Origin of the sequence: Streptomyces sp. C10-9-1 (genome assembly GCF_024497955.1) — a bacterium.
Classification (GTDB): domain Bacteria; phylum Actinomycetota; class Actinomycetes; order Streptomycetales; family Streptomycetaceae; genus Streptomyces; species Streptomyces sanyensis.
Map to the genome: position 1 here is coordinate 1 of NZ_JANHKP010000017.1, position 11,728 is coordinate 11,728.

Below are 11,728 nucleotides of genomic sequence, written 5' to 3' on the forward strand. Positions count from 1 at the left end.
CCTCGCCCGTTCCGTGCCTCGCCCGTTCCGTGCCTCGCCCGTTCCGTGCCTCGCCCGTTCGCGGGCTCCGTGGCTCGCGACGCGCCCTGCTGCCCCGTTCGGGCGCGGCCAGCCGTCGCCTTCTCGGTTCGGGGCGCCACCGGCACGCCCGGGACCACCCCGCAGCGCCGCCGCGCAGCGTGGGGGTGCCCCGAACGGCCCCGTAGACCGCCCGCGGAAGGCGCCCCGCCGCGCGAGGTAACCGGCCCCGGACCGTCCCGGCGACTCCTGCGCCGTGGCCGCCGGTGACCCCGGGCCGCCCGCCGTGCACTCCCGCCCGGGCCGCCGCCTTCAGCTCCGCTGACGCGCGGGCCCGCGGCGGCGCAGCGCACCGGTGACCCGCTCCAGCGGCCCGCGCAGCCGCGCCGAGACGCGGTCCACCGCGAGGGCCCAGCGCTCGGAGAGCGCCCACACCGCCCGCACCGACGAGCGCGGCAGCACCAGCGCCCGCAGCCGGGTCCTGCGGTCGGCCGACGCCCGCAGCCCCGCCCGCACCGCCTGCGCGTCCTCGGCAAGCCCTTCCGCCTGACGGGGCTCGGGTGCGTAGAGCACCTGCTCCACCGCCCGGGCCGTGCGGTGCATCGCCGCCGCGGGCTCGTCCGCGAGCCCGCCGAGCCGCACGATCCGGGCCGCCGCCTGCCGCGGGGTCTGCGCCTCGTCGGGAGGGATGCCCAGATCCCAGGCGGTGTCGGTGATCTCCTGCCAGACGGCCAGGGTCCCCGCAGGGTCGTCCACCACGGCGACCGCGCCCCGGGTCTCGCCGCCGGTCGCCGCGTCCGGCGGTGCCCCGTCCGTGCCGCCGCGCGGCCGCGCCACGGCGCCCAGACGGCGGGAGCGGGCCAGGAGCCGCCACAGCAGCGGGACGAGCAGCAGCAGGACCACCACCGCCACGACCGCGACGGTGGCCGCCACGCCGCGCCAGGAGAAGCCCCCGTCCGCCTGGACGGCCAGATCCTGCGGCGCGAGCGCCCCGCACTCGCCGAGCCTGCGCGCCTGCTCCGGGCACTCGTCGGGCCGGACCGGCGCCGCCGAGGGCTGGGCCGCCTCCCCGGGCACCGGCTCCGCCGGTGCGGGCGTGTCACCCGCGGGGGCCTCCTCCTGCGCGTACTCCGGGACCGTGCCGCGGCTCGGCGTCGGCTCGAAGCGGGTCCAGCCGGCGCCCTCGAAGTACAGCTCCGGCCAGGCGTGCGCGTCCCGCAGCCCCACCGAGAACGTGCCGTCGGGCTGCTCGGTCCCGGGGGTGAAACCGACCGCCACCCGCGCGGGGATGCCCAGCGTCCGCGCCATCGCCGCCATGGAGAAGGAGAAGTGGACGCAGAAGCCCTCCTTCTGGTCGAGGAAGCGGCTGATGGCCGCGACACCCGTGCCCGATTCCACCTCGGTGTCGTAGCGGAAGCCGCCGTCCCGGGCGAACCAGTCCTGGAGCCGGGTGGCCCGCTCGAAGTCGTTCGCCGACCCCCGGGTGATCCGCAGCGCCGTCTGCGCGACCTTGCCGGGGAGCACGTCGGGGACGCGGGTGTACTCGCGCCTGAGGTCCACCGGGGGAGCGGGCGCCTCGGCCAGCTGCTCGCGCGTCGGCCGAACGACCAGGCTGCCGACCGAGTACTGCAGGCCCGCCGTGGTCTGGCGCCGGTCGCCGACCAGGGTGCGCCCGGCCGGCTCGAACCGCCACCGCCCGTCGATGGACACCCGGGTGGCCGGATAGGGCATGGGCAGCCAGCTCTGCTTGTAGGAGCCCGCCGCCGACAGGTTCGTGCGCACCTCGGTCGCCGCGACCGCGGGGCTCAGCCCCGGCGGCTCCGGCAGGGGCGTGGGGACGTCCTCGACCTTGCGCTCGGAGGAGCGCCAGGAGGTGCCGTCGAAGCGGTCCAGGGCCACGATCCGCAGGTACATGTCCTGGTTGTCCGGTGCGTTGGTGCGGTAGCGCAGCACCTCGGTGTTCTGCGGCTGGTTCAGGCTGCTCTGGAGCGATACCAGCGGGTTCACCGCGGAGATCGTGCCGCCCCCTCCCGCGCCGCCCCCGCCCGGGCCGCTGCCCGTGCCGCCGAGGAAGCCGCCCCCCAGGGCCGGCAGGACCGCCGGGACGGCCAGCGCCACGCCGAGGGCCACCACCCCGATCCGGCGGCCGGTGCGCACCGGGGCCCGCGCCCCGGACTCGCGGTCGAGGCCGCCCCGGCCGGCACGCCGGGGGGCGCCGCCGAACACCCGTCCCCAGGCCGAGAGCCGGTCCCGGCCCTCGGCGAGGAGCAGCAGCAGATAGCCCACGGCCGCCAGCAGGAACCACACCCAGCCCGTGCCGCCCTGGGAGAGTCCCGTGGCGACGGTGTACAGCGCCAGCAGCGGGAGCCCCGCGGGCGCGGCGGACCGGTAGGTGACCGCGAGGGCGTCGACGACCAGCCCGATCAGCAGCACCCCGGCGACCAGCATCAGCCGGATGCCCTCGGTCGCCGGGGCCGGGATGGCGTAGCGGTTGACGTCGTCCATGCCGGAGGAGAACAGCTCCGCGAAGCGCAGCGAGGCGTCCGGGCCCGGCAGCAGCCACAGCAGCGCCGTGTCCCGGACGAAGACGAGCGTGAGCCCGAGCACCGAGACCAGCACCTGGAGGGCCAGGGTGAGCGGGCGGGCCAGCGGTATCCGGCGGGCCAGCACCCCCGTGCCGCTCAGGAGCGCCAGCAGGAACGCCGCCGTGAGGATCCAGCCCGCGCCGTCGACCAGGGGCAGCAGCGCCCCGGCGGTCAGCAGCGTGGCGGCGTACGCGCACAGCGCCAGCCGTGCCTGTCCACTCATGACCAACCCCCCGGATAGCCGTCCGCGGCGCCCGAGGCCGCGGCGCCCTCCTGCCCCGCCTGCCGCCACAGGTCGGCCAGTGCGTCGCCCGGCCGGACGGGCACGGCCGTCCACCCGGCCTCGCGCAGCACCCGCACCCGTTCCCGCGCGGCACCGGGGACGTGGTCCTCGCCCGTCCAGACACCGCTGTCCAGGACGAACGCGACCGCCGCCCCGGTGCGGCGCCGCATCCGCGCCGCCAGCGCGGTCTGGTCCTCGTCGAGATCGCCGAGGAAGGCGATCAGCAGCCCCTCGGCTCCGCCGCGCAGCCCGTCGAAGGCCCGCGACAGGCCCGCGCCGTCGGAGTGCTCCACGACGGCGAGGGTGTCCATCATCAGCCCGGCCGCGTCGGCGGAGCCCTGCGCGGCGCCCTCGGCGCCCTCCTCCGGGACCGAGGTGCCCGTGTCCGTCAGCAGCCGGACCGTGAAGCCCCGTTCGAGCAGGTGCATCAGGGCCGACGCGGCCCCGGAGACGGCCCACTCGAACGCCGAGTCCGGGCCGCTCCCGCGGTAGGCGGCGGAACGGGTGTCCAGCAGCACCGTGCAGCGGGCGCGCTGCTGCTGCTCCTCCCGGCGCACCATCAGCTCGCCGTACCTGGCGGTGGAGCGCCAGTGCACCCGGCGCAGGTCGTCGCCGTGGCGGTAGGCGCGCGGGATGATGTCGTCGTCTCCCGCGAGGGCGAGGGTGCGGCGGCGCCCCTCGCCGTAGCCCGTCGCCTCGCCGGCCAGGCTCACGGGCGGCAGCGGCTCGGTGCGGGGGACGACGGTGAGGGTGTCGGAGGCCTGGAAGGAGCGGGTCAGCTCGCACATCCCGAAGGGGTCGCTCAGCCGCAGCTGGAGCGGCCCGAGCGGGTAGCGCCCGCGCAGGTCGGAGCGGACCCGGTAGGACACCTCCCGCCGTCCGCCCGCCTCCACCCGGTCCAGCACGAAGCGGGGCCGGGGGCCGAGGACGTAGGGCACGTGGTCCTGGAGCATCAGCAGCCCGGTGGGCATCCGCGAGACGTTGTCCATGCGCAGGTGGACGCGGGCCTCCGAGCCCGCAGGCACCCGGCCGGGGTGCAGACGGCGACTTCCCGCGACCCGGTAGCGGGTGCGGTACAGCGCGGCGACGCAGATCAGCGGCAGCACGGACAGCAGCAGGCCCACCCGCAGCAGGTCCCCCTGGCCCAGGGCGTAGGCGCAGCCGGCCGCGGCCACCCCCGCGGCGAGGAACGAGCGGCCGCGGGTGGTGAGCCCGCCCAGTGCGGCGCGCACCCCGGTCCTGCCCGCGGCCTCCGGGGCCGCGGGTGCGGCGGGCCGCCCGGCGGTCATCACAGCCGCCGGGCGCCGGGCTGCTGGCCGAAGAGCGGCTGCGGCGGGCGGCCCGCGACATAGGCGCCGTCGGGGCTGCCGGTCGTGGGCACGGGGGTGCCCTGCACGATGTCGCCCACCACCTGCTCGGCGGTGCGCCGGTTCAGCTGGGCCTGGGCGGTCGGCAGCAGCCGGTGGGCGAGCACCTGCACGGCGAGCTGCTGGACGTCGTCCGGCAGGGCGTAGTCGCGACCCGCGAGCGCGGCGGAGGCCTTGGCGGCCCGCACCAGGTGCAGGGTGGCGCGGGGCGAGGCGCCGAGCCGGAGGTCGGGGTGCGTGCGCGTCGCCTGGACCAGGTCCACGGCGTACTTGCGGACCGACTCCGCGACGTGCACCTCGCGGACGGTCTCGATCAGCTTGGCGATCTCGTGCGCGTGGGCCACCGGCTGGAGGTCGTCCAGCGGGTTGACGCCGCCGTGCACGTCCAGCATCTGCACCTCGGCGCCCGCGCTCGGGTACCCGATGGAGATCCGCGCCATGAACCGGTCGCGCTGCGCCTCGGGCAGCGGGTAGGTGCCCTCCATCTCGACCGGGTTCTGGGTGGCCACCACCATGAACGGGTCGGGCAGCTCGTAGCTCCTGCCGTCGATGGTGACCTGGCGCTCCTCCATCGACTCCAGCAGCGCGGACTGGGTCTTGGGCGAGGCGCGGTTGATCTCGTCGCCGATCACGATCTGCGCGAAGATCGCCCCCGGCTTGAACTCGAACTCGCGGCGCTGCTGGTCGAAGACCGACACACCGGTGATGTCCGAGGGCAGCAGGTCCGGCGTGAACTGGATACGCCGCACGGAGGAGTCGATGGACCGCGCCAGCGCCTTGGCCAGCATCGTCTTGCCGACGCCGGGGACATCCTCGATCAGAAGATGCCCCTCGGCGAGCAGCACGGTCAGCGACAGCCGCACGACCTCGGGCTTGCCCTCGATCACACTCTCCACGGACCTGCGGACACGCTCCGCGGTCGCGGTCAGATCGCTGAGGCTCGCTCGATCGTCAAAGGTCGTCACCCGGCCCTCCTCGGCCCGTTCCGGGACCGCCGCACGTCGGACGACGACGCGGCCCACCACGAATCGCGGGCACCGTCCCCGGCATCCGTCCGGAGGGCGCCACACTCGCATTCTTGTTGGCGGCACCGCGTCGTGTCACTCGCCTGTGGATAACCGAAGGCGAATCGACGGTTTCGACCCGATCTGTCCGACGCTCGGGTGTCCGCTCGTCACGCAGCGGGTTCGAAACCCGCCGCGCGGCGGGGTCGGATCATGCCACACGGAGGGCGGAGGGCGTCACGCGGCCGGGGCGGAGCCGCCGGACGCGGGGCTGATCTCGCGCATCAGGCCGGTCCGCACGTCGAAGACGAAGCCGCGGATGTCGTCGGTGTGCAGCAGGAAGGGGGAGGTGCGCACCCGCTGCATCGACTGCCGCACGTCCTGGTCCACGTCGCGGAAGGCCTCCACCGCCCAGGCGGGGCGCTGGCCGACCTCCTCCTCCAGCTCCATCCGGAACTCCTCGGTGATCGTCTCCAGACCGCAGCCGGTGTGGTGGACGAGGATCACGCTGCGGGTGCCGAGGGCCCGCTGGCTGATGGTGAGCGAGCGGATCACGTCGTCGGTGACGACCCCGCCGGCGTTGCGGACGGTGTGGCAGTCGCCGAGTTCCAGGCCCAGCGCGGCGTGCAGGTCGAGGCGGGCGTCCATGCAGGCGACGACGGCCACCTTCAGCACGGGACGCGCGTCCATGCCCGGGTCCTGGAACGCGGAGGCGTAGGTGCGGTTCGCCTCGACGAGGCGATCGGTCACGGTTCCGGCGCCGGCGGGCGCGTGCGCAGAGGTCGACATGGCTCGAAGGTATCCGTCACAGGGGTCGGGAGGCCGCGGTGAGGGCGGACAAAGAGCGCCAACACACCCGCCTGTGACCTAATGCACAGGCCATCCGGCCTCCTCCGGGCGACGCGCTGTGCGGTTGATTGACCGGCCCGGGCGGTCGACTAGAGTGACGCGCAGTTCCCGGAAGCCGCCCGCAGACGCCACCGGCAGACGTGCGTCGGCCTCCCCCGACCGTCTCCCGCATCCCGCGTGCGCGACGTACGCGCGGCCCGGCCCTGCTCCGCACCGCGCCGGATCTGAGAGGGCGCATGAGCCAGACCCGACACGTCCCGGTGATGCTCCAGCGGTGCCTGGACCTGTTGGCCCCCGCACTGGAGCAGCCCGCCCCCGGCGGTGGGGCGCCCGTCGTGGTGGACTGCACCCTCGGGCTCGGCGGCCACAGCGAGGCCCTGCTCACCCGCTTCCCCGAGGCCCGGCTCGTCGCCCTGGACCGCGACACGGAGGCCCTCCGGCTCGCGGGGGAGCGGCTCGCGCCCTTCGGCGACCGCGCCACCCTGGTGCACGCCGTCTACGACGAACTGCCCGGTGTGCTCCGGCGCCTCGGCATCCCGAGCGTCCAGGGGATCCTGTTCGACCTGGGCGTCTCCTCCATGCAACTGGACGAGGCCGACCGCGGCTTCGCCTACGCGCAGGACGCCCCGCTGGACATGCGCATGGACCAGACGACCGGCATCAGCGCGGCCGAGGTCCTCAACACCTACCCCGCCGGCGAACTGGTGCGGATCCTGCGCGCCTACGGCGAGGAGAAGCAGGCGAAGAGGATCGTCTCCGCGGTGGTCCGGGAGCGCGAGAAGGAGCCCTTCACCACCAGCGCCCGGCTCGTGGAGCTGATCCGCGACTCCCTGCCGCAGGCCGCGAAGCGCACCGGGGGCAACCCCGCCAAGCGGACCTTCCAGGCGCTGCGCATCGAGGTCAACGGCGAACTGGCCGTCCTCGAGAGGGCGGTCCCCGCCGCCGTCGCGGCCCTCGCGGTCGGCGGCCGGATCGCCGTGCTCTCCTACCACTCGCTGGAGGACCGGCTGGTCAAGCACGTCCTCGCCGCCGGGGCCGCCACGACCGCGCCGCCCGGGCTGCCGGTGGTCCCCGAGGAGTACCAGCCGCGGCTGAAGCTGCTGACCCGCGGCGCCGAACTGCCCACCGAGGAAGAGGTGACCGAGAACCGCCGCGCCGCCCCCGCGCGTCTGAGAGGGGCGCAGCGCATCCGTGAGGACGTCTCCTAGCGGCACCGGTGCCCCAGGGGCCACGGACGCCGCGGCACCGACCGCGCGCCGCCCGGTGCAGCGGGCCGGCTCCCGCCCGCCGGAGGCGCCCGCGCGGGGAGGGGCACGGAGGAGGGCGCCGGCGGGCGGGCGGTGCGCGACCCGCGGGTACGAGGCGATGCGGAGGACACCGTGAGCACAACGGCGAGGCAGCTGCGAGGAAAGGCCGCCCGGCTCGCCCGGCTGCTGCCGTCCGGGCCCAGCAGCGCGGCGAGGACGCCCTTCGTCCTGCTGGTCGTCCTGCTGCTGTCCGGTGGGCTGATCACACTGCTGCTGCTCAACTCCTCCCTCAGCCAGGGCTCGTTCCGGCTGAGCGAGCTGAAGAAGCGCACCACCGAGCTCACCGACCAGCAGCAGGCGCTCCAGCGCGACGTGGACGGCCGGTCCGCGCCCGACGCCCTCGCGCGCCGCGCCCGCGAACTCGGCATGGTCCCCGGGGGAAGCCCCGCCTTCCTGGACACCGACGGCACCGTCCGCGGCGTCCCCGGCGAGGCGACCGCACCCCCTCCGCCCCCGCCCACCGCCACGCCCTCCTCCTCCGCCGCGGCGGACGACGCCGCGGCGGAGCCGTCCGCGCCCGCCTCCGCCACGCCCGCCTCCGACGCGGGCCCCGGCGCCTCCCCCGAACCGCCCGCACCCTCCGCCGAGCCCTCCCCGACCCCGTCCCCGACCTCCTCCGGCAGGTGACCCCGTGCCCTCCCAGGAACCCCCGCGGCGCCGTGTGCCGGGCCCGGCACGGCACCCCTCCGCGCCCCCGCGCCGCGGCGGAGGGCGCCCCGCCCGGCGCCGGCCCGGCCCGGGGCCGCGGCGGCCGCGCACCATCACCCTCGGCAACCCCAGGCCCCGGCTGCGCCTGGTCAGTCTGGCGCTGACGCTGGTGATGCTGGCCTTCGTCGTGCGGCTGCTGCAGGTGCAGGCCGTCGACGCGGACACCTACGCCGCCAAGGCCGACAAGAACCGCTACGGCAGCGTCACCCTGGCCGCCGAGCGCGGCCGGATCACCGACCGGACCGGCACCGCGCTCGCCACCTCCGTCGACGCCCACGACATCACCGCCGACCCCAAGATGTTCACCCCCGAGGAGAGCAAGGCGCCCGACGCGCCCGAGCAGGCGGCGGCCCTGCTCGCGCCGATCCTCGGAGCCGACCCCGAGGTCCTCGCCGAGCGCCTGGGCAAGCCCGGCTCCCGCTACGCCGTCCTCGCCCGCCGCCAGACCCCCCAGGTGTGGCGGCAGATCAAGGACCTCAAGGGCGTCTACGCCGAGAAGGCCGCCGCCGACAAGCGGGCGGGCGGCCCCGGCGCCAACGTGCTCGCCGGGGTCTTCCAGGAGCCCAGCAGCAAGCGGGTGTACCCCAACGGGGACCTGGCGGCCGCGATACTGGGCTACGTCAACGCCGAGGGCCGCGGCGCCGGGGGTATCGAGTCGATGCTCGACAAGACGCTCGCCGGGCAGGACGGCACGGTCACCTACGTCCAGTCGGGCGGCCGGCGGATCCCCACCGCCGGCTCCCGCGAGGTCCCCGCCGTGCCCGGCTCCGACGTGGAGCTGACCATCGACCGCGACATCCAGTGGGCGGCCCAGCGCGCCATCGAGGACCAGGTCGCCGAGTCCGCGGCGGACCGCGGCTACGTCATCGTGCAGAACGCCCGCACCGGCGAGGTCCTCGCCATGGCCAACGCCCCGGGCTTCGATCCCAACGACCTGCGCAGCGCCGACCCCGCGGCACTGGGCAACGCCGCGCTCCAGGACGCCTACGAGCCGGGCTCCACGGCCAAGGTGATGTCCATGGCCGCCGTGCTGGAGGAGAAGAAGGCGACCCCGGCCACGCACGTCGTCGTCCCCAACCGGCTGCACCGCGGCGACCGGCTGTTCAAGGACGACATCGACCACCCGACCTGGTACCTGACGCTCAACGGCGTCCTCGCCAAGTCCAGCAACATCGGCACCATCCTGGCCACGGGCCAGCTCGGTTCCACGCAGCGCGAGGCCAACCGGGTGCTCCACTCCTACCTGCGGGCCTTCGGCCTCGGCAGCACCAGCGGCATCGGCTATCCGGGCGAGACGGCCGGCATCCTCGCCGACCCCGCCGACTGGTCCACCTCGCAGCAGTACACGATCCCCTTCGGCCAGGGCCTGTCCGTCAACGCCCTCCAGGCCGCGTCCGTCTACTCGACCATCGCCAACGGCGGGGTCCGCGTCGCGCCCACCCTGGTGCGCGGCACCCGGGGGCCCGACGGCCGGTTCTCCGCCGCGCCCGCCCCCCGCAAGGAGCGGGTGGTCAGCGAGGAGACCGCGCGCACCCTGGCGACCATGCTCGAATCGGTCGTCGACGACGAGGAGGGCACCGGGACCAAGGCCCGCATCCCCGGCTACCGGGTCGCCGGCAAGACCGGTACGGCCAACCGGGTCGACCCCGAACTCGGCCGCTACAAGGGCTACACCGCCTCCTTCGCCGGCTTCGCCCCCTCGGACGCGCCCGAGGTCACCGTCTACTGCGCCATCCAGAACCCCACCAAGGGCAGCTACTTCGGCGGCCAGATCTGCGGGCCGGTCTACCGGGAGGTCATGGAGTTCGCCCTGAAGACCCTGCAGGTCCCGCCGACGGGCAAGGCACCGGCCCGGCTGCCCGTGACCTTCGAACCCGGTGAGTGACGCACCAGGAGGAACCAGTGACGACCATCACGCCCGGCCCCGGGAACCGCCCGGCAGGCGGCCCCCGTTTTTCCCCCGGGCCGCCCGCGCCCGGTACGCTCACCGCCGTGCCACACGCTGATCAGTCCCGAAACCCCCAGCCCGCAGCCGACCACGCCGGAGCCCCGCGCCCGGAACGGCCCAGCCCGACGAGCCTCGGGGGCCTGGCGGCCCGGCTGGGCGTCCCGGCCCCGGCGGAGGCGGAGATCACCGGCATCACCCACGACTCCCGGGCCGTGCGCCCCGGCGACGTCTACGCCGCCCTTCCGGGCGCGCGGTTCCACGGTGCCGACTTCGCGGCCCAGGCCGCCGACCTCGGGGCCGCCGCGATCCTGACCGACCCCTCCGGCGCGGAACGCGCCGCCGCCACCGGAGTGCCGGTGCTCGTCGCCGACGACCCGCGCTCCCACATGGGCGACCTCGCCGCCGAGATCTACGGCCGCCCGGGCAGGGACCTGCTCCAGATCGGCATCACCGGCACCTCCGGCAAGACCACCACCGCCTACCTGGTCGAGGGCGGGCTGCGCGCGGCCGGCCGGGCGACCGGCCTGATCGGCACGGTGGAGATGCGCATCGGGGACGAGCGCATCAAGTCCGAGCGGACCACCCCGGAGGCCACCGACCTCCAGGCGCTCTTCGCGGTCATGCGCGAACGCGGCGTCGACTCCGTCGCCATGGAGGTCTCCAGCCACGCCCTGGTGCTCGGCCGGGTCGACGGCTGCGTCTTCGACATCGCGGTCTTCAACAACCTGAGCCCGGAGCACATGGAGTTCCACTCGGGCATGGAGGACTACTTCCAGGCCAAGGCCCGGCTGTTCACCCCCGAGCGCAGCGGCAAGGCCGTCGTCAACCTCGACGACGAGTACGGGCGCAGGCTCGTGAAGGAGGCCACCGTGCCGGTGACCACCTTCTCCGCCGAGGGCCACCCGGACGCCGACTGGCGTGCGGAGGACGTGCAGGTGGGCTCCATCGGCTCCACCTTCACCGCGGTGGGGCCGGGCGGCCGGCGGGTGCACGCCCGGTCGCCGCTCCCCGGCCCGTTCAACGTCGCCAACACGCTCGCGGCGCTCACCGTCCTCGCGGTCGCCGGGATCGACCCGCAGACCGCCGCCGACGGCATCGGGGCCGTCCCCGGCGTACCGGGCCGCCTGGAGCGGGTCGACGCGGGCCAGCCCTACCTCGCCGTCGTCGACTACGCGCACAAGACCGACGCCGTCGAGTCCGTGCTGCGCGCGCTGCGCAAGGTCACCGAGGGCCGGGTGCACATCGTCCTCGGCTGCGGCGGCGACCGGGACACCTCCAAGCGCGGCCCGATGGGGGCCGCCGCCGCCCGTCTCGCCGACACCGCCGTGCTCACCTCGGACAACCCGCGCTCCGAGGACCCCCTCGCCATCCTGGCGGCCATGCTCGCCGGTGCCGCCGAGGTCCCGATCCACGAGCGCGGGGACGTCCTGGTCTTCGAGGAGCGCGGCGCCGCCATCGCGGCGGCCGTCGCCCGGGCGGAGAAGGGCGACACCGTGCTCGTCGCCGGCAAGGGCCACGAGCAGGGCCAGGACATCGCCGGCGTCGTCCGCGCCTTCGACGACCGCACGGTGCTCCGCGCCGCCATCGAGGCGCGGGAGGCCGGTACCGGGGAGCGAACGGATCGCGCCACCGCACACGAGAAGACCCAGGGATGACCCA

General features: G+C 75.4%; 8 protein-coding genes. 4 read left to right on the forward strand and 4 right to left on the reverse strand.

Features of this window, described 5'->3' with window-relative positions:
• Positions 1–330: 330 nt before the first annotated feature.
• From NPS70_RS23080 to NPS70_RS23095, 4 genes are all read right to left on the reverse strand, one after another.
• Entirely contained in the window at positions 331–2,826 is a 2,496-nt protein-coding gene (locus NPS70_RS23080) for a transglutaminaseTgpA domain-containing protein (RefSeq protein WP_256526292.1), read from the reverse strand.
• Positions 2,823–4,175: a DUF58 domain-containing protein gene (locus tag NPS70_RS23085; protein ID WP_256526293.1), complete on the reverse strand. Its 1,353-nt coding sequence runs from the start codon at positions 4,173–4,175 to the stop codon at positions 2,823–2,825. Before NPS70_RS23085 ends, NPS70_RS23080 begins: the two co-directional genes overlap by 4 nt.
• The gene (locus NPS70_RS23090; protein WP_256526294.1) at positions 4,175–5,218 is read right to left on the reverse strand and encodes a MoxR family ATPase; all 1,044 of its coding nucleotides are present in this window, start codon (positions 5,216–5,218) and stop codon (positions 4,175–4,177) included. The genes NPS70_RS23085 and NPS70_RS23090 overlap by 1 nt, the downstream gene beginning before the upstream one ends.
• A 276-nt stretch (positions 5,219–5,494) precedes the next feature.
• Positions 5,495–6,046 (reverse strand): carbonic anhydrase, encoded by a 552-nt coding sequence (locus tag NPS70_RS23095; protein ID WP_256526296.1) that lies wholly within the window; start codon positions 6,044–6,046, stop codon positions 5,495–5,497.
• 296 nt (positions 6,047–6,342) lie between these two features.
• On the opposite strand from NPS70_RS23095, the gene rsmH reads away from it, so the two are divergent.
• From rsmH to NPS70_RS23115, 4 genes are all read left to right on the forward strand, one after another.
• The gene (gene rsmH / locus NPS70_RS23100; protein ID WP_256526297.1) at positions 6,343–7,314 is read left to right on the forward strand and encodes a 16S rRNA (cytosine(1402)-N(4))-methyltransferase RsmH; all 972 of its coding nucleotides are present in this window, start codon (positions 6,343–6,345) and stop codon (positions 7,312–7,314) included.
• A gap of 171 nt (positions 7,315–7,485) precedes the next feature.
• On the forward strand, positions 7,486–8,040 hold the full coding sequence (locus NPS70_RS23105) for a cell division protein FtsL (RefSeq protein ID WP_256526298.1): 555 nt from the start codon (positions 7,486–7,488) through the stop codon (positions 8,038–8,040).
• A 4-nt stretch (positions 8,041–8,044) separates the two neighbouring features.
• On the forward strand, positions 8,045–10,006 hold the full coding sequence (locus NPS70_RS23110; RefSeq protein WP_256526299.1) for a penicillin-binding protein 2: 1,962 nt from the start codon (positions 8,045–8,047) through the stop codon (positions 10,004–10,006).
• Between the two features lie 17 nt (positions 10,007–10,023).
• Positions 10,024–11,724 (forward strand): UDP-N-acetylmuramoyl-L-alanyl-D-glutamate--2,6-diaminopimelate ligase, encoded by a 1,701-nt coding sequence (locus tag NPS70_RS23115; RefSeq protein WP_256526300.1) that lies wholly within the window; start codon positions 10,024–10,026, stop codon positions 11,722–11,724.
• Positions 11,725–11,728 lie beyond the last annotated feature (4 nt).

Bases quoted from the DNA above. Each gene is read 5' to 3' on its own strand.
- NPS70_RS23080 (WP_256526292.1), bottom strand. From the start codon at position 2,826: ATGAGTGGACAGGCACGGCTGGCGCTGTGCGCGTACGCCGCCACGCTG.
- NPS70_RS23085 (WP_256526293.1), bottom strand. From the start codon at position 4,175: ATGACCGCCGGGCGGCCCGCCGCACCCGCGGCCCCGGAGGCCGCGGGC.
- NPS70_RS23095 (WP_256526296.1), bottom strand. From the start codon at position 6,046: ATGTCGACCTCTGCGCACGCGCCCGCCGGCGCCGGAACCGTGACCGAT.
- rsmH (WP_256526297.1), top strand. From the start codon at position 6,343: ATGAGCCAGACCCGACACGTCCCGGTGATGCTCCAGCGGTGCCTGGAC.